Genomic DNA, 18,405 nt, shown 5'->3' on the forward strand with positions numbered 1-18,405 from the left:
GACGACGGCGGTGGCCCTCCATGCAGGCTGGAATCGTCCCGCGGTGTCGACTGCGATCCGCGCCTAACCCTTCGCGCCCAGCCGGAACTTGTGCAGCAATGGCTCCGTATACCCGGCAGGCTGCGCGCGCCCTTCAAAAACCAGCGCCTTCGCCGCTTTGAAGGCGAGCGATGTGTCCAGGTGACCGGTCATGGGCTGGTACTGCGGGTCGTTGGCGTTCTGCGCATCCACCACTTTCGCCATGCGCTTGAACGTTTCGTTCACCAGCGCCTCCGACACCACCCCGTGATGCAGCCAGTTCGCAATGTGCTGGCTCGAAATGCGCAGCGTCGCGCGGTCTTCCATCAGACCGATATCGTGAATATCCGGCACCTTCGAGCATCCGACGCCCTGATCGATCCAGCGCACCACGTAACCCAGAATCCCTTGCGCGTTGTTCTCGATTTCCTCGCGGATTTCCTCCTCCGACCACTGCGCCTTTTCGACCACAGGTATGGTCAGCAAGCCATCGAGCAGTTCATCGCGTACGCTGTCGTAGCCCGTCGTTTCCAGCTCCTGCTGCACGGCCTGAACGTCAACTTGATGGTAGTGCAGCGCGTGCAGCGTTGCGGCGGTCGGCGACGGCACCCAGGCCGTGTTCGCGCCCGCTTTCGGATGCGCGATCTTCTGTTCGAGCATCGCGTGCATCAGGTCGGGCATCGCCCACATGCCCTTGCCGATCTGCGCGCGTCCGCGCAATCCCGAGCTTAGGCCGGCCAGTACGTTATTACGCTCGTAAGCCGCGATCCACGCCGACGATTTCATATCGCCCTTGCGCATCATCGGACCCGCTTCCATGACGCTGTGCATCTCGTCGCCGGTGCGATCCAGGAAGCCCGTATTGATGAACGCCACGCGTGCCGATGCCGCCGCAATGCACGCCGGCAGGTTGACGCTCGTGCGGCGCTCCTCGTCCATGATGCCCATCTTGATGGTGTGGCGCGGCAGCCCCAGCAGATCTTCGACGCGACCGAACAGTTCATTGGCGAACGCGACTTCGGCTGGCCCGTGCATCTTCGGCTTGACGATGTAAATCGAGCCGGTGCGCGAATTGAGCTTGTTTTGCAGGTCGTGCATCGCGCCCAGCGATGTCATCACGGCATCCAGAATGCCTTCGGGAATCTCATGACCGTCGCGATCGACGATCGCCGGGTTTGTCATCAGATGCCCCACGTTGCGAATGAACAGCAACGAGCGGCCATGCAGCTTCACGGTCGAGCCGTCGGGCGCGGTGTATGTGCGATCGGCGTTCAGGCGGCGCGTGAAGGTCTTGCCGTTCTTCGTGACTTGCTCGGTCAGTTCGCCTTTCGCGAGGCCGAGCCAGTTGCGGTAAAGCTGGACTTTGTCGGCGGCGTCGACGGCGGCAACCGAGTCTTCGCAATCGATAATCGTCGAGACGGCCGCTTCCATCAGCACGTCTTTCACGCGCGCTGCGTCGGTCTTGCCGATCGGGTGCGTGGCGTCGATCTGGATCTCGAAGTGCAGGCCGTGGTGCTTAAGCAGGACGGCGGAAGGGGAGCCAGCGTCGCCCTGATAGCCGATGAACTGTGCCGGAACCTTCAATGCCGACGAGCCGTTCTTGAGCGTGACGGCTAGCTTGCCGCATTCCACGCGGTATGCGATGGCGTCGACGTGCGAGCCGTTGGCGAGCGGCGCGGCTTCGTCGAGGAAGGCACGGGCACGCGCGATCACGCGCGCACCGCGGACTACGTTGTAGTAAGCGGTGCGTACCGCGCCGTCGGTTTCGGGGATGGCGTCGGTGCCATAGAGCGCGTCGTACAGGCTGCCCCAGCGTGCATTGGCGGCGTTGAGCGCGTAGCGCTGGTTCGAGAGCGGCACGACGAGTTGCGGTCCCGCCTGTTCGGCGATTTCGGTATCGACGTTCTCAGTCGTCGCTTTCACGGCTGCGCTCGCCGGTACGATATAGCCGATGCCTTCGAGAAATGCGCGGTATGCCTTCAGATCGCGCACCGGCCCCGGATTTGCGCGGTGCCATTGGTCCAGCTCCGTCTGCAGACGGTCGCGTTCTGCGAGCAACGCGCGGTTCTTCGGCGCGAGGTCGTGGACGAGGGCATCGAAGCCTTTCCAGAACACCTCGCTGTCGATGCCGGTCCCGCGCAATGCTTCATCGTCGACAAATTTACTCAGAACAGCCGCGACGCGCAGCCCGTTTCGCTCGATCATTTCACCCATCATGTGCTCCAACATTTCCAATGTATCAATCAGCCGTTGAGGCTGTTTGCTGCGATTCTGGCCACTTGCGAATCCTGCTCCGGCTTGACCCCGGACACGCCGACCGCGCCCACAATGTGCCCGTCGACCACGACCGGGACGCCGCCTTCCAGCGTGCCGGCCAGCGGCGCGCTCAGGAATGCGGTCCGGCCGCCGTTGATCATGTCTTCGTACTGCTTCGATTCACGCCGGCCGAGCGCCGAGGTACGCGCCTTTTCGGTCGCGATGTAAGCGCCGATCGGCGCACAGCCGTCGAGTCGGAGCAAGGCCAGCAGGTGGCCTCCGTCATCCGCAACCGCAATGGTGACTGCCCACTGGTTTTTCTCTGCTTCCGCGCGCGCGGCTTCGAGGATTCGCGTAGCTTCTACAACGGTCAATACGGGTTTGCTTTGCATGTCGGGGTTATCAAGTCTGGGTTTCAAAGTGAAGCGTCGCCACCGGCGCATGCCGGTGACCGGGATACGTTGCGCGGCGAACCGGGTTAGCCACCCAGGGCGCCCTGGGTGTTGACGTGGACCGCATAAATGGACTGCGACGCGGCCATGAACAGCCGGTTACGTGCACGTCCGCCAAAACACAAATTCGCGCAGCGCTCGGGCAGGGCGATCCGGCCAATCATCTTTCCTTGCGGCGAAATGACCATGACGCCATCGAGTTCGTCGTTGCCCATGCCCCAGCCGCACCACAAATTGCCGTCGATGTCCGCGCGCATTCCGTCGATCGTGCCGACTCCGGCGTCGTAGAACATCCGCCCTTTACCGATTCCGCGACCGTCCGCGTCCATTTCATAGACGTGAATCATCCGGTTTGGCACGCCGCGCGATTCGATGATGTAGAGCAGCTTTTCGTCGGGTGAAAAGCACAGGCCGTTTGGCCCTTTCAGGTCGCGCGTGACGACGGACGCTTCGCCCGTCACGCCGTCGATCCGGTAGACGGAGTGCGGGAGTTCCTGTTCCGCCTTGATTCCTTCGTAGTGTCCGGAAATGCCCATCGGCGGATCGGTGAACCAGATGGAGCCGTCCGATTTCACTACCAGATCGTTGGGGGAATTAAGTGATTTGCCTTCAAAGGAATCGAGAAGGACGGTGATGCTGCCGTCGTATTCCGTGCGTGTGACGCGGCGCCCGTGCTCGCACGTGACGAGCCGTCCCTGCCGGTCACGGGTATTGCCGTTCGCGTAGTTGGAAGGTTTCCGGAACACGCTGACCACGCCTGTTTCCTCCTCCCATTTCAGCATCTGGTTGTTCGGAATGTCGCTCCAGAGCAGATAGCGTCCATCGCCGAACCAGACTGGACCCTCGGTCCACCGGTAGCCTGTCGCCAGCCGTTCGACAGCCGAAAAGGCCACGCGGTATTTATCGAAGGAAGGGTCTAGCGAAATCACCCGGGGGTCGGGGTATCGCTCAGCTTGTTGCCACATCTCAATCTCCAGTTCGGGTAGCCGGCAATTCCGCCTCTGCGGCGGCACGACCGGTAGTATAAAGGTAAATGAGTAAGCGCTTTCTCTTGAATTCGAGACTGAAGTACCATAAGATGCCTGAAATTCTTGAGTTTTGAGCTGCTGAACATTGGCCGTAGCGGTTATGCAAGAAAGCGATTACTCGGTTCGCGCCCTGTTTGATCGTCCGGTGCAAATTTTTGGAAGGGCAATGCCTGATGTCTGAGATGACGAGCAAGGACGTAACCGGCCCCGTGATCCGGTTGCATCCCGCTGACAATGTGGTAATCGCGCGCATCGACGTCGCAATCGGTACGCCGGTTCCGGCGGAAGATTTTGTTTGCCGCAGCCAGGTGGCCGCGGGTTACAAGATCGCGGCGAGGCCCATCAAAAAAGGTGAGCCGGTCCGCAAATACAACGTGGTGATCGGTTTCGCCGCAACGGATATTGCCCCCGGCACGATGGTTCATAGCCATAACGTCGAGTTCCGCGAGTTCGACCGGGACTACGCATTCGGCGCTGACTACCGCCCCGTCGAGATGGTGCCCGAAGCCGGGCGCGCCACGTTCCAGGGCATCGTGCGCGACAACGGCGAGGTTGCCACGCGCAACTACATCGGCGTGTTGTCGACAGTCAATTGTTCGGCCACGGTCGCGCACAGGATCGCCGAATGGTTCACGCCGGAACGGCTGGCGGATTACCCCAACGTCGACGGCGTGGTCGCATTTACGCACTCGATCGGTTGCGGCATGGAAATGAGCGGCGAGCCGATGGCGCTGCTGCGTCGGACCATGGCGGGTTACGCGCGCCATCCCAATCTCGCCGCGGCGCTGATCGTCGGGCTTGGATGCGAGCGCAACCAGTTGGCCGGGCTGATGGATCAGGAGGGACTCACGGCTGATTCGCGGCTGCACACGTTCATCATGCAGGAGAACGGCGGCACCCGCCGCACCATCGAGGCGGGCGTGGCTGCGGTAAAGGCGCTGCTGCCCGAGGCCAATCGCGTGAAGCGCAAGACGGTTCCGGCAAGCCACCTGAAGATCGGTCTGCAATGCGGCGGCTCGGACGGCTTTTCGTCGATCACCGCCAATCCCGCGCTTGGCGCGGCGGTGGATTTGCTGGTCCGTCACGGCGGCACGGCCATCCTCTCCGAAACACCCGAAATCTACGGCGTGGAACATACCCTCACGCGGCGTGCGGTCAGCCGCGAAGTCGGCGAGAAGCTCGTTGAGCGGATCCGCTGGTGGAAGGACGAGTATTCGGTCGGTCGGGACGTTCAGATCAACGGCCAGGTCAGCCCGGGCAATCAGGTGGGCGGACTGGCGAACATCTTCGAAAAGTCGATTGGCTCAGCGATGAAAGGCGGCACCGGCCCGCTGATGGAAGTGTATCGATACGCCGAGCCGGTGAGGCAACCTGGACTCGTTTTCATGGACACGCCCGGATTCGACCCGGTCTCCGCGACGGGGCAGATTGCGGGCGGCGCGAATCTCATTGCCTTCACGACAGGGCGCGGTTCGATGTTCGGCGCCAAGCCCGTGCCGTCGCTGAAGCTCGCCACCAACACGCCTATGTACACCCGTCTGAGCGAAGACATGGATCTGAACTGCGGCGGGATCCTGGATGGCGTTGCGTCGATCCGGAGTACGGGCCAAAAAATCTTCGACGCTATTCTTGCGGCCGCGTCGGGCGAGCGCACCAAAAGCGAAATGCTCGGGCTCGGCGACCACGAATTCGTGCCGTGGCAGATCGGCATCATGAGTTGAGTCCGCAGCGGCTCAGCGCATCGCGAGGGCGAACGGTCATTTACACCCATAAGTAAAACCGCCGCCCTGTAGATAGTCGGATAAAAGTAGCGGAGACAGCCCTTGAGTACCCAAACCACGGCAATACGAATACCCGACAGCGCGGCAAGCAACTCGATCTACACGCGAGTGACCTGGCGCTTCATGCCCTTGCTGTTTGTCTGCTACGTGGTGGCCTATCTGGATCGGGTCAACGTGGGCTTCGCCAAGCTCCAGATGCTCAGCGATTTGAACTTCAGCGAGGCGATGTACGGCTTCGGCGCCGGCATCTTTTTCGTCGGCTATTTCTTTTTCGAGGTGCCGAGCAATTTGCTTCTGCATCGGCTCGGCGCGCGCCGCTGGATCGCCCGGATCATGCTCACGTGGGCCGTGCTCTCGGCCGCGACCGCCTGGGTCACCACGCCCACGATGTTCTACGTATTGCGTTTCTTTCTGGGCGTGGCCGAAGCGGGCTTTTTTCCGGGGTTGGTGCTGTATCTCACTTACTGGTTTCCGTCGCATCGGCGCGGCAAGATGATCGCTTTCCTGATGGCCGGCAATCCGGTGGCGGGTATTGTCGGCGGCCCGATATCGGGCTTTATCATGCAGCGCCTGGCGGGAAACGCGGGGCTTGCCGGCTGGCAGTGGCTGTTCATTCTGGAAGCCGTCCCCGCGCTGATCCTGGCGGCCGTCATTTTCTGGTTCCTCGACGACCGGGTGAAGGACGCAAAGTGGCTGCCGGTGCAGGATCGCGACTTCATTGCAGCGGAAATCGATGCGGAAGAACGCACCAAAAGCCACGGTTCCGTGCGCGAGGTCTTCACGTCGCTCAAAGTCTGGACCCTGTGCGCGATTCTGTTCGGTATCGTGATGGGCTCCTATGCCGTCGGCTTCTGGCAGCCAACCATCATAAAGAGTTCCGGAATCAAGGACGCCTTCACCATCGGACTGCTCACGGTCGTGCCTTATCTGGCCGCCTTGATTTCAATGATCGTGGTCGGCCGCCATGCGGACCGTACGCGTGAACGCCGCTGGCACGTCGTGTTGCCGCAATGCGTGGCGGCGGCGGGTTTCGTGATGTGCGCCTACGCGGGCAGCAATACGTATATTGCGTTGCTTGGACTGACGCTTGCCGCTTCGGGCGTCATTACGGCCTTACCGATGTTCTGGGCCTTGCCAACGTCCTTTCTCGGCGGCACCGGTGCGGCCGCCGGCATTGCATTGATCAATTCGACGGGCAATCTCGCGGGATTCGTAAGCCCTACGCTTGTCGGATGGCTGAAGACGGTCACGCATTCGCTTGATTCGAGCCTGTTCCTGATTGCGGGGTCGCTGATCGTCTCCGCATGTCTCATCTTGACGCAGCTTCCCGCGAAGCTTGTCAACCGGTAGTACCTCCATGGCACTCGAGAGAAGTGCCAGACAATAATGTTCGGCATCCTTAATTACATGGAATAGAGGCAACATGAAGACTGGGAAGTATCGTTACGTTGTCGCGTTGCTTTTGTTTGTTGCGGGCGCGATCAATTACATGGACCGCGCGGCGCTTGGCGTGGTCGCGCCCATCCTGAACAAGGAGCTGAGTCTTTCACCATCGCAACTCGGCGTGGTGTTCAGCAGTTTTTTCTTTGGCTATTCCATCTTCGCATTCGTCGGTGGTCAACTCGCCGATAAGTACGGGCCGCGCCGGGTTTTCTCCTGGGCAATGGGGACGTGGTCCATTCTCTGCGGGCTCACTGCGGCCGCCACTGGATTTGGCACGCTGCTGGTCTCCCGGGCACTCTTCGGCTTCGGAGAGGGGCCGATGAATTCGACGACCAACCGGACCATCACCAACTGGTTTCCCCGGCATGAAACCGCAACCATGGTCGGCTTTACGTTTTCGGGCCAGACGGTGGGCAGTGCGATCGCCGGGCCGGTGGTCGGACTGATTGCCATTGCGTACGGCTGGCGCACGTCGTTTGTGATTATCGCCGCGCTCGGACTGGTGTGGATCGTCGCCTGGCGCATATTCGCGACCGACAAGCCGGCGCAAAGCGCATGGGTTGGCGAAGCGGAACGCGAGATGGTCGAAGCGAGCCGTGGCGCGGCACATCCGGCGGAAGGCGGCGACGAAAGCACGCCGCTGCGCAGCTACCTGTTTCGGCCGAGCACGCTCGCGCTTGGCGTCGGACTTTTCGCGGTGAACTACACACTGTTCGTGTTCATCTCGTGGATGCCGAGCTATTTCACCAACGCGCTGCATCTGGACATGAAGCACATGAGCATTCTGAGCGCAGTGCCCTGGGCCTGCGGCGGGATCGGATACTTCGGCGGCGGCCTGCTCGCCGACGCGTATTTCAAGCGCATGAGCAACAAGCTGCTGGCGCGCAAGGTCTCGGCAATCGTACCGCTGGCGCTGTCGGGTCTCGCCCTGGTGGGCGTCAGCATGGTCGATTCCGTGACGCCCGCAGTCCTGCTTGTCGCGTTCGCCGTGCTGTTCCTGACGGCTTCGTCGCAAGCCTGCTGGGCCATCATGCACGAGCTTGTGCCAGGCAGGCATCTCGGGGGCGTGAGCGGATTCGTTCACCTGATGAGCAACATTTCCGGCATCGTCGGTCCGACCATGATGGGTTTGGCGGTCCAGTACCTGGGCGGTTACAGCAGCGGCTTCATGCTCGGCGCGGCAGTCGATCTGGTCGGCGTGCTGGCCATGCTGCTGGTGATCGGCCGGCGCGCGTCAGGCGAGCCCGCCGGAACGCCTACCACCGCCGCATAAGCGGTCCGTCCTGCCGCGCAAGCGGTCAGGGCGTGGTACGCAGAGCCATCCGCCTGCGACGGTGAGTGCGGCCGCACGATCGGTCCCATGAGCATCAGTATTTTTTCGAGTCGATCCACTGCTATGAAACACGTCATCGTTGAAACTGAGGAAACCGGTTATCAGACACGTTCGCGGGTCGTATCGGTGGAGGCGCGCACCATCCGCGTGCCGCTTGAGCGCAGCACTGCATTCTCGACCCGTCTTGTCACTGCCCGCGACTACACGGTCGTGCGCGTCACGACAGCCGATGGCCATTACGGCATTGGCTTTTGCTACAGCGGCAACCGCGCCGGCATGCTGGTCACGTATGCCGTGCGTGAATTGTTCGCGCCGCTGTTGCTCGGGCGCTCCGCGCTCGACGTCGAAGGCTCGTGGTGCGCGATGTACGACGAGTCGCTGCTGCAAGGGCGGGCCGGCTCGGTCATGCGGGCGCTGTCCATCCTCGACATCGCCTTGTGGGACCGGAATGCACGCGCTACGGGGCTGCCGTTGAGCCGCTATCTCGGCGGCACATGCAGTGCCACCGTGCCGGCCTACGCCAGCGGTGGTTACTACCTCGAAGGCAAGACGCCCGAGCATCTCGGCGAGGAGATGGCGGGCTACGTGGCGCTCGGGTTTCGCGCGGTGAAAATGAAAGTGGGGCGGCTCGATCCGCGCAGCGAGGAAGCGCGGATCAGGGCTGCACGAGAGGCGATCGGCGACGACGTGCTGTTGATGCTCGATGCCAACAACGCCTGGTCCGACGTTCCGACCGCGCTCGAGTACATGCGCCGGTACGAGCCGTTCAACCCGTACTGGATAGAAGAGCCGTTCAGTCCGGACGACATCGAGAGCCATGCGCAACTGAGCCGGCGCACGCCGGTGACTGTCGCTACCGGCGAGATAGAAGCAGGGCGCTGGCGGCATCAGGAGTTGCTCGACAAGCGCGCGGCCCTGATTCTTCAGTCCGACGCGGCGGTATGCGGCGGGATTAGCGAATGGCGGCGGATTGCGGCGTCCGCCGCGGCCGTGGGCGTGACGATGTGCCCGCACTGGTTCCACGATCTACACGTTCATCTGGTGGCATCGACGACCAATGCACGCTACGTCGAATTTTTTCCTGACGATCAGGTGCTGAACTTTCGTCGACTAGTGGATACGCAACTGTCGTTCGCAGACGGCAAGCTGACCGTGCCGACTCGTCCAGGCCTCGGCTTCGACTTCGACGAAGCCGCGCTCAACGAATATGCGCTGGACGATTGGGCGTGAAGCTGAAGCAGTGAATAGCAGCGAGGCCGCCGGGTGCATATGCAACCGGCGGCCTTGTTCTTCGGGGCACATCAGGCGGCGACTTCGACTCCCGGCATCGAAAAGTCGATTTCGCGGAGTGCGGTGGCGAGCGCATCGCACTGCACTGGCGTCAGGTCGACTAGAGGAGGACGCACGATGCCCCAGTCGGGATCGTTCGAATACACGCCGATCGCGGCCTTGAGCGCGGGGATCATCGGGAACCTCGCGAACGCCGCACGCGTGGCGTCCAGGGCTGCCTGACGGGCGTCGGCGTCGGCCGATTGCCAGTGTCGATACAGTTCCACAATAGCTGCCGGATTGACGTTCCCGGTTGCCGTGATACAGCCGACGCCGCCCGCGCGCATGGTAGCCAGCAGGAAGTTTTCGTTGCCGGCGAACACGTCAAAGCCCTGTGGCTGGAAGCGCTCGAGCATGGCCTGCGTGTTGCTCCAGTCGCCCGAACTGTCCTTCACGCCGGCGATCACGCCCGGGAAAGCAGCGAGCAGCCGCTCGATCAGCGCAAGGCTGAGCGGCACCTGGGACACAGGCGGGATGTGATACAGATAAATGCGCAGTGCGTCGGAACCCACGCGCTCGATGATTTGCGCATAGCTGCGGAACAAGCCTTCGTCAGTGACGCCCTTGTAGAAGAACGGCGGCAGCATCAGCACGTTGTTCACCCCCAGCGAAAGCGCATGGCGTGACAGTTCGACTGTGTCAGTGAGTGCCGAGCAGCCGGTGCCCGGCATCAACCGATCGACCGGAATGTCCGCGCCAACCAGCGTTTCGAGCAGCTTCATTTTTTCGCTGACGGCGAGCGAATTCGCTTCCGAGTTGGTGCCGAAAACAGCAAGTCCGACATCCTGTTCGATCAGCCATCGGCAGTGACGGACGTAGCGGTCGTGGTCGGGGAGAAGATCTTTTGTGAACGGCGTGACCACGGGCGAGTAGACGCCGCGGGGCCGGTTGACTGAGGTCATCGCGTGTTCCTTTTGCTTGGGGTGGGGGTGTTTCGCGCCATTCAGCCGGCGATCTGCTGCGCGGACGAGCGGGCGTGGAGCGCTTCGGGGTTGACACAGGTCGACGAGAGCTGGCCATCGAGTGCTTCGATGAGATTGCGCACCGCGCGCATCGCCATGTTTTCGCGGGTCTGTTGTGTAGCGGAACCGATATGCGGCACCGCTACCACGTTCGATAACTGGAGCAGCGGCGAGTCCGGCGACACCGGTTCGCGTTCGAACACGTCGAGACCGGCGCCGAGAATGCGGCCTTCACGGAGATGCGCGATGAGGGCGGCTTCGTCGACGACCTGCCCGCGAGCACAGTTGATGAGAATGGCCGACGGCTTCATGGTCGCGAGTTCGGCGCTGCCGATCAGTCGCTCGGTGGCGGGCGATAGCGGCACCAGCACGCAGACGAAATCCGCAGTCGCAAGCAGTTCGGGAAGCGGCCGCCATTGCGCGCCGTAGCGTTCCTCTGCTTCAGGGTTGCGGGAGCGATTGGAATAGATCACGTCCATGCCGAAGCCGAGGGCGGCGCGTTTGGCGACGGCGCTGCCAATGCGTCCAAGCCCGACGATGCCCAGCGTCTTGTGATGTACGTCGACACCGAATTGCGCCTCGCCGATGGTCCGCGTCCACTGGCCGCGCCGCGTCCAGTCGGCGAGTTCGGAAATGCGGCGGGCGGTCGCGAGGATCAGGCTGAACACAAGGTCCGCGGTGGTTTCGGTGACTTCTTCGGGCGTATTCGTCAGAACAATGCCGCGGCGCGAGAGTTCGGGAACGTCGAACGCGTCGAAGCCTGCCGAAATGGTCGACGCAACCTGAAGCAGAGGCGCTGCGTCGAGGATCTGTGGCGTGATCTTGAGATTGTTGCCGACCATGCCATGAGCCGTGCCCAAGGCCCGCCTGAATGGCGCCAGGTCGCCGGAGGAAACGTCGACCAACTCGACCGAACAGTGCTCACGAAGGAGCCCCAGCACGGCAGGAGGCAACGAACGATAGGCCACGACATGCTTCATGAAGACCTCAGCGGAATGCTGTTAGAGAGGGGTGATGGGCGGCATCGGCCGCAACGAAAAAGAATCGCTTGCGGACAGACTATAAGTATCGGTAAGATTCTCGTCAAGATTATTGATAATTTCATCGAAGATTCAGGAGTAGCTATGAGCGAGAAGAAAAGCGGCTTGCGGAAGGGCCTGACGAACTACGGGGATGAAGGTTTCTCGCTTTTTCTGCGCAAGGCCTTCATCAAGGGTGCGGGCTATACGGACGACGCGCTGTCGCGTCCGATCGTGGCCATCGCGAACACGGGCAGTGCCTACAACCCATGCCACGGCAACGCGCCGCAGCTGATCGAGGCGGTAAAGCGCGGCGTGATGCTGGCTGGCGGGCTGCCGGTCGAATTCCCGACCATTTCGATCGCCGAGAGCTTTTCGCATCCGACCAGCATGTACCTGCGCAACCTGATGTCGATGGACACGGAGGAGATGATCCGGGCCCAGCCGATGGACGCGGTGGTGCTGATCGGAGGCTGCGACAAAACCGTCCCGGCCCAGTTGATGGGTGCGGCGGCGGCGGGCGTTCCTGCTATTCAACTGGTGACGGGCGCCATGCTCACGGGCTCGCACCGCGGTGAACGGGTGGGCGCATGTACGGACTGCCGTCGTTTCTGGGCGAGTTTCCGCGGCGATCAGATCGACGCAGCCGAGATCGAGGCGGTCAACAATCAGCTTGTCGCGACGGTCGGGACCTGTTCGGTGATGGGCACGGCAAGCACGATGGCGTGCATTGCGGAAGCCTTGGGCATCATGCTGCCGGGTGGTGCGTCAGCGCCTGCCGTGACCGCCGATCGCATCCGCATTGCGGAGCGCACCGGCGCGCAGGCCGTGGCGATGATCGGGCAGGATCTGAGTCCGGCGAAAATCCTGACCCCCAAGGCGATCGAAAACGCGTTGCGGGTGCTGCTCGCAATCGGCGGCTCGACCAACGGCATCATTCACCTCACGGCAATCGCGGGCCGGCTCGGCATTCGCATCGACCTTGAGAAACTCGACCAGATGGCGCGTGAAACACCGGTGCTCGTCGATCTGAAACCGTCTGGGCAGCACTACATGGAAGATCTGCATCGCGCCGGCGGCCTCACCACGGTCATGCGCGAGATCAAAGGGCTGCTGCATCTCGACGCTCTCACTGTGACCGGCCGCACGCTCGGCGAGGAGCTGGACCTCGCCCCGGCGAGCTTCCCGCAAGACGTTGTGCGCCCGCTTGACCGGCCGATCTTTCCGCAAGGCGGTATCGCGGTGTTGCGCGGCAATCTCGCGCCGGGCGGCGCGATCATCAAGCAGTCGGCGGCGAGCGCCAGCCTGATGGAGCACGAAGGGCGGGCTGTCGTCTTCGAGGACGCGGAGGATCTGGCGCGCCGTATCGACGATCCGGAGCTGGAAGTGGAAGCGCACGACGTACTGGTGCTCAAGCGGATCGGACCGGTCGGCGCACCGGGGATGCCGGAAGCGGGCTACATTCCGATCCCGCGCAAGCTCGGCCGCCTGGGTGTGAAAGACATGGTGCGCATTTCCGATGGACGCATGAGCGGCACGGCATCCGGCACAGTGGTCCTGCACGTCACGCCTGAAGCGGCGATCGGCGGTCCGCTCGCGATCGTACAAACGGGCGACCGGATTCGCCTGAGCGTGGCGGATCGTTCCATCGAACTTGCTCTCAGCGACGAGGAAATTGCAGCGCGTCTCGCCGCGCTGCCGGCGCACAAGGTGGATCCCGAGGAGCGTGGTTATCGCAAGCTGTTCCTGACGACGATCACTCAGGCTGACGAGGGCTGCGACTTTGACTTTTTGCAAGCGTCCCGGATTACCGCGACGGTTCCCGGCGACAGAAACAAGGGTTAAAGATCGCATTTTCGTATAGGCTCGCGGCTTAGATCATTTTGCGGATCCCTTTTATGAGCAACGCTGCCACGCCCAAACGCTCCAATGCACCCACGACGAAGACGGTCGAGCGCGACCGCAATATCGACGAGACGCTGCGCAGCGTCGCGGACGAACTCGAGGAGCAGATCGTCCTTGGCGTTCTGCATCCGCGCGAACGTCTCGTGGAAGACGATCTCTGCGAGCGCTTCAACCTGAAGCGTCACGTAGCCCGTCAGGTGCTGGTCGAGCTGGAGCGGCGCGGGCTGGCGGAGCGCCGCAAAAATGTCGGCGCGGTGGTCAAGTCGTTTACGCCGCGCGAGGTCACGGAACTGTATGCGCTACGCGAACTCCTGGAAGCAGACGCGGCGAGGCGCATCGTTTTTCCGGTCAGCAGCGAGGCGCTCGATGCATTAACGGCGATTCAGGCAGAGCACGACGAAGCAGCCATCGCCGGCGATCTGCGGCGTGTGTTTCGCGCGAACATGGCCTTTCACCATGCGTTCTTTGCGCTGTCGGAAAGCCAGGTTTTAACCGAGGCGATTCACGAATATGAACGCCGCACGCATGCCATTCGTTCGGTATCGATCGTGTTTCCCCAGTATCTGGAGAAGGCTCGCGCCGATCATCATCAGATGATCGAGGCGCTCCGATCCGGCGACCGGGAATCGTTGATCAAGTTATGCCGGGAGCACCTGGTGCCATCGCGCGATGCGTATCTTGAAGCGCACCATCGCCGCTCGGCCGGCTATGTCGTACAGAAGGGCGAGACCGAATAACCGCATTTATCTGAATCACGGAGAGGGTATCAATGACTCGAGTACTGATTACCGGCGCGGCCGGCCACATTGGACGTGTGCTTCGCGCCGGTTTCCAGGGCCACTATGAACTGCGCCTCGCGGATATTGCGCCGCAGGCGGACGCGCAGCCAGGTGAGGAAATCGTGACCGCGGACATCACGCGGCTGGAGGATCTTCTGCCGGTCATGCAGGGCGTCGATGTCGTCGTGCATCTTGCCGGCATTCCTGACGAGGATCGCTGGGAACGCATCCGCGATATGAACATCGAGGGTTGCTACAACGTGTTCGAAGCGGCCCGGCAAGCGGGCGTCAAGCGCGTGGTGTTCGCGAGTTCGAACCATGCAGTGGGTTTTCATCGTCGCGACCGGATGATCGACAACAGCGTCGAGCCGCGCCCCGACAGCCGCTACGGCATCTCGAAGGTGTTCGGCGAGGCGCTAGGCCGGATGTATGCGGACAAGCATGGCATGTCGGTTGCCTGCATCCGGATCGGTTCATTCCGTCCGGACAATCGGCCAACGGCACCGCGCCACCTGTTCACCTGGATCAGTCATCGCGACATGGTACAGGTGGCGCGCCGTTGCATCGACTATCCGGACTTTCACTTCGCGGTCGTGTACGGCGTATCCAATAACGCGCGCAATCGCTGGGACAACGCCAACGTGCGCTATCTCGGCTTCGCGCCGGAAGATGATGCCGAACTGTACGCGGCTGAGATCAACGCGACGGGAAAGACGGAAGATGCGCGTGAAGCGTTGTTTCATGGCGGCTTCGGCTGCCTGGTCGAATTCGACGGTGATCCGCTCCGCATCGATTGATCCGCCGTGCGAACAAGCGCGCCCGGTGCGAATCGAGGGGCGCTTTTCGCAGGCAGACTCAAGCGTGGACTTAGACATGCTGACCGGCGCCCTCGCGCCGGCTACCCCGGAATCAGCACGCGACTGCGTGTGAGCACCTCTTTTGCCAGCGCCACGATGGTGTCCGCGCCGCTCAGACACTCTTCCTGATAGGCGACAAAAAACCCCTGCTGAGTGATCGGCCGTTCAGTGTTGAGCACATGAATCAGCCCGGCATCGATCTCCGCGCGCATGATCGCGGGCGACAACACGGCGGCCGCATGTCCGGCCGCCACCAGTCGCGACATCATCGACAGGGAATTGCATGAGCTGATGTTGTCCGGATTGCAACCGGCGCTGCGCAACCAGTTCATCACAAGCGAATGGTTCGATGACGGCTGCGAGACAGTAATGATCGGCACCGACGCAAGCTCGTGAGGCGCGACACTGCAGTTGGGTACGAGTTGCGGCGACGCAACCCAGTGCAGATCAGTGTAGCCGATGGCAGTCTCGACCACGTGAGGCGCATCGGTGGAATCGTTCAGTATCGCTATGTCCAGTTCGTGAGCGCCGAGCTTGCGTCCTAATGCGACGCCCACATCGATTGTCAGTTCGATCTTCATGTGCGGATATCGCGACTTGAGCTGCGTCAGCAGATCCGCGAGCCCCGCGAGAGCGATGGACTCGATCGCGCCGAGACGTAGAAGCCCGTACATGGGGTCGGTACGCTTCGCAATCTGCTCGAGCCGTTCGGCGAGCCTTAGCATCTGTTCCGCATTGGCGAGCGCGTCGTGACCGGCGAGCGTGAGTTCGGAGCGGGTCCGGCTGCGCGTGAAGAGTTGCACGCCGAGATGCTCTTCGAACTCCTGGATGCGTGCCGAAATGGTCGGCTGCGTGAGATGCTGATGACGCGCTGCCGCATGAAATCCGCCTAACCGCGCCACCCAATAAAAGGTTTCAATTTGCTGAAGAGAAATGCGCATGATCGAAGGTTTCTATCAGATGACGTGGCTAACTTTGATTATCTCCCGGAAAAAATGCATGCGTATAGTAGTCCACTCTTTTCGTTGCACCATAACGCGCCGCGATCGTTGACCATTTGCAGCAGGACAGTTCGTAGCACCGATTGACCCGCCGGCTAAAGGAGTTGCCGCTTGAAGCAACAGAAGCAAAACCGCCGCGATATCTCCCACGGTGGCAAAGACCCTGAGCGTAGCAACCCGGCGATCGGCCGCGCGACCATGCCAGCCTCACCCGGCGAATCTGCTTTCCCTGACGAGCGCGCACGCGTCGGCGGCCTTGGCCGGCCGCGCTTTCCGGTTCCACCGAACGCGACCGATAGTCATCACCACATCTACGACGCGCGGTATCCGGTTGATCCGTCGGCGCGATTGCAGCCGCCGGACGCGACGGTCGGCGACTATCGCGCGCTGCAGCAAATGCTCGGCGTCGAGCGACATGTCGTCGTTCAACCGTCTACGTATGGGACCGACAACCGTTGCCTGCTCGATGCTTTGGCGCAATTCGGAAAGACCGCGCGCGGCATCGCGACCGTGCCCGTTACCGTTACGGATGGTGAGCTGGCCGGCCTTCACGATAGGGGCGTGCGCGGGCTGCGCTTTAACCTCGAATACCTGGTCGGCGTCACGGTATCGATGATGGAGCCGCTCTCGAAGCGGATCGAACCGCTCGGCTGGCACATTCAGGTCAACGCCACCGCCCGGCAGCTACTCGCGCATCGGCAGTTGCTGGCGAATCTGTCTTCGCCCCTCGTGATCGATCATATGGGGCAGATCCCGCAACCGGGCGGCGCGGAGCATGCCGCGTTCCGGATGGTCGAGGCGCTGGTGGCCAACGGCCGTACCTGGGTCAAATTGAGCGGACCGTATCTCGTGTCGCAAAGCGGAGCGCCGGTCTACGCCGACGCCGGCCTGGTCGCGCTCAGGTTTGCCGAGCTTGCCGCGGACAGGGTGCTGTGGGGATCGGACTGGCCGCATCCGACGCAAGCGGCAGACAACAAGCCGGACGCCGCTCGCTTGCTGGATGATCTGACGCTGTGGATACCTGATGAATCGACGCGGCATCGAATCCTCGTCGAAAATCCTGCGAGGCTCTACGGCTTCTAGCTTGCGGACCTCGTTGCCTACAGGCGGCTCGCGAGTCGCTCAAGCACTTGCCACGACCCTTCGGTGTTAAGCACCATCGCGCTGGGGCAGAGATAAGCAGTCGTGCAAGCATGGCGCGGCAATAGCATCACCCGGTCGCCGACAGCCCGATCACGCGCGCGGGCAGTCGCATGCAGGCCATCGACAATGCGGCGCTCACGCGTGCAACGGCGCTGCGAGGTATCCGTCGACGTGCGCTCTGAGCTGAGTCAGTACCTGTGCATGCTGTTCCCACGACAACCGGTCGACGCTCATCTTCGGCGTCGCGGGGCGGTCGATGCGGCTATCGTCAACCGCCTGTCCGACGTCGACCGCCGCTGCCAGATACGCCCGGTCGCGCTCCGGCGTGAAGTCGGTGAGCAACCGCGCGGCTGCGTCTCGCGGCGCGACCATTGCCATCGCGGATACCAGACCCCAACCGCCCCAGTTCGAAACACTGGAAACGATCAGGTAGTCCGCGGGAATGGCTGCGCTGATCAAGGGGCCGTTGGGAATGTCGTCGTGGACGATTTCCTCGGGCAGCACGCCCATGCCGATTTCATTGCCACCATCGCCGATGCCGATCGTGACCCACGGACGCGACCACTCGGGATCCTCGAACAGAAGGTGCAGCGGAGCGGTATCGTCTGACATATCCGCGCCGTACTCGCGGTGCGGTTTGCCGTCGCTCGCGGGGGACACCCGCTCGATTGCGATCATATGCGTGATCGGACGTTCAGCCTCGCTTAACCGGGCTCTCAATGACCTGACCGATGCCGCGCTCACCGAGGTGATCTCGAACGCCACGTCTTTCGGCAATTCCGTGGTGACGGCCCAGACGGCCTTGCAGCATGGCGCATCCGAGATCACTGTGACCGGTATGCCGAGGTTAGAAAGTGCGGCGGCCAGATGGGCCATGCCGCCGAGCCCGTCCGTCTCCGGCGAGGGCGGCACGGCATTGCGTATGAAGAAACCCGTCACGATACCGACGTGGGCGTTCGGTGTGCCGATGATCGAACGCGCGGCCGCTTCCAGCTGACCTTCAACGAACCGCTTCATGCGGCCAATGTCGCGGCGGACGGTTTGGCCAATGATGTCCTCGACTTTTGCTATTCCCATTTTCCGATCTCAGTTGCAACGT

Annotated in this window: 16 protein-coding genes; 8 read left to right on the forward strand and 8 right to left on the reverse strand. The window is 62.1% G+C overall.

All coding sequences use genetic code 11. The features are described 5' to 3' along the window. Window positions 1-63: 63 nt before the first annotated feature. From AC57B6_RS24785 to AC57B6_RS24795, 3 genes are all read right to left on the reverse strand, one after another. Window positions 64-2,223: a malate synthase G gene (locus tag AC57B6_RS24785; RefSeq protein WP_496422283.1), complete on the reverse strand. Its 2,160-nt coding sequence runs from the start codon at window positions 2,221-2,223 to the stop codon at window positions 64-66. A 38-nt stretch (window positions 2,224-2,261) separates the two neighbouring features. Then, the gene (locus AC57B6_RS24790) at window positions 2,262-2,666 is read right to left on the reverse strand and encodes a heme-binding protein (protein ID WP_444514432.1); all 405 of its coding nucleotides are present in this window, start codon (window positions 2,664-2,666) and stop codon (window positions 2,262-2,264) included. A gap of 86 nt (window positions 2,667-2,752) precedes the next feature. Continuing rightward, the gene (locus AC57B6_RS24795) at window positions 2,753-3,691 is read right to left on the reverse strand and encodes an SMP-30/gluconolactonase/LRE family protein (RefSeq protein WP_030099186.1); all 939 of its coding nucleotides are present in this window, start codon (window positions 3,689-3,691) and stop codon (window positions 2,753-2,755) included. Window positions 3,692-3,927: 236 nt separating this feature from the next. On the opposite strand from AC57B6_RS24795, the gene AC57B6_RS24800 reads away from it, so the two are divergent. From AC57B6_RS24800 to AC57B6_RS24815, 4 genes are all read left to right on the forward strand, one after another. Then, window positions 3,928-5,475, forward strand: a complete 1,548-nt coding sequence (locus tag AC57B6_RS24800; RefSeq protein ID WP_496422284.1) for a UxaA family hydrolase — start codon at window positions 3,928-3,930, stop codon at window positions 5,473-5,475. A gap of 102 nt (window positions 5,476-5,577) precedes the next feature. Next, entirely contained in the window at window positions 5,578-6,885 is a 1,308-nt protein-coding gene (locus AC57B6_RS24805; protein WP_028194197.1) for an MFS transporter, read from the forward strand. A gap of 73 nt (window positions 6,886-6,958) precedes the next feature. Then, window positions 6,959-8,251, forward strand: a complete 1,293-nt coding sequence (locus AC57B6_RS24810; RefSeq protein WP_028194196.1) for an MFS transporter — start codon at window positions 6,959-6,961, stop codon at window positions 8,249-8,251. A 123-nt stretch (window positions 8,252-8,374) separates the two neighbouring features. Continuing rightward, window positions 8,375-9,541 carry a mandelate racemase/muconate lactonizing enzyme family protein gene (locus tag AC57B6_RS24815; protein ID WP_051743186.1) on the forward strand — a complete coding sequence of 389 codons (1,167 nt, stop codon included), beginning with the start codon at window positions 8,375-8,377 and terminating at the stop codon, window positions 9,539-9,541. Window positions 9,542-9,612: 71 nt separating this feature from the next. On the opposite strand, the gene AC57B6_RS24820 is transcribed toward AC57B6_RS24815, so the two are convergent. Next, the gene (locus AC57B6_RS24820; RefSeq protein WP_030099183.1) at window positions 9,613-10,542 is read right to left on the reverse strand and encodes a dihydrodipicolinate synthase family protein; all 930 of its coding nucleotides are present in this window, start codon (window positions 10,540-10,542) and stop codon (window positions 9,613-9,615) included. 41 nt (window positions 10,543-10,583) lie between these two features. Continuing rightward, a complete protein-coding gene (locus AC57B6_RS24825; RefSeq protein WP_496422285.1) occupies window positions 10,584-11,582 on the reverse strand; it encodes a 2-hydroxyacid dehydrogenase in 999 nt (332 codons plus the stop codon). A 144-nt stretch (window positions 11,583-11,726) separates the two neighbouring features. Between AC57B6_RS24825 and AC57B6_RS24830 the strand changes: the two genes are divergently transcribed. Genes AC57B6_RS24830 through AC57B6_RS24840 form a run of 3 tightly spaced genes read left to right on the forward strand, consistent with a single transcriptional unit; the run spans window position 11,727 to window position 15,102 of the window. Then, entirely contained in the window at window positions 11,727-13,466 is a 1,740-nt protein-coding gene (locus AC57B6_RS24830; protein WP_028194193.1) for an IlvD/Edd family dehydratase, read from the forward strand. Window positions 13,467-13,519: 53 nt separating this feature from the next. After that, complete coding sequence (locus tag AC57B6_RS24835; RefSeq protein WP_028194192.1) at window positions 13,520-14,263, forward strand: GntR family transcriptional regulator; 744 nt, start codon at window positions 13,520-13,522, stop codon at window positions 14,261-14,263. A gap of 32 nt (window positions 14,264-14,295) precedes the next feature. Next, the gene (locus AC57B6_RS24840) at window positions 14,296-15,102 is read left to right on the forward strand and encodes an NAD-dependent epimerase/dehydratase family protein (RefSeq protein WP_252889754.1); all 807 of its coding nucleotides are present in this window, start codon (window positions 14,296-14,298) and stop codon (window positions 15,100-15,102) included. A 101-nt stretch (window positions 15,103-15,203) separates the two neighbouring features. Here the strand turns inward: AC57B6_RS24840 and AC57B6_RS24845 are convergent, their stop codons facing one another. After that, on the reverse strand, window positions 15,204-16,103 hold the full coding sequence (locus tag AC57B6_RS24845; protein WP_042273671.1) for a LysR family transcriptional regulator: 900 nt from the start codon (window positions 16,101-16,103) through the stop codon (window positions 15,204-15,206). A 171-nt stretch (window positions 16,104-16,274) separates the two neighbouring features. Here AC57B6_RS24845 and AC57B6_RS24850 point away from each other — a divergent pair, with 171 nt between their 5' ends. After that, on the forward strand, window positions 16,275-17,246 hold the full coding sequence (locus AC57B6_RS24850; protein WP_496422286.1) for an amidohydrolase family protein: 972 nt from the start codon (window positions 16,275-16,277) through the stop codon (window positions 17,244-17,246). Window positions 17,247-17,263: 17 nt separating this feature from the next. On the opposite strand, the gene AC57B6_RS24855 is transcribed toward AC57B6_RS24850, so the two are convergent. Continuing rightward, window positions 17,264-17,434, reverse strand: coding sequence for a hypothetical protein (locus tag AC57B6_RS24855; protein ID WP_496422443.1), 171 nt, complete (start codon window positions 17,432-17,434; stop codon window positions 17,264-17,266). Between the two features lie 7 nt (window positions 17,435-17,441). Further along, window positions 17,442-18,383: a glutamate cyclase domain-containing protein gene (locus AC57B6_RS24860; protein ID WP_106352669.1), complete on the reverse strand. Its 942-nt coding sequence runs from the start codon at window positions 18,381-18,383 to the stop codon at window positions 17,442-17,444. Window positions 18,384-18,405: the final 22 nt, after the last annotated feature.

Source organism: Paraburkholderia sp. BGA-UO-ETr-F12, assembly GCF_059567945.1.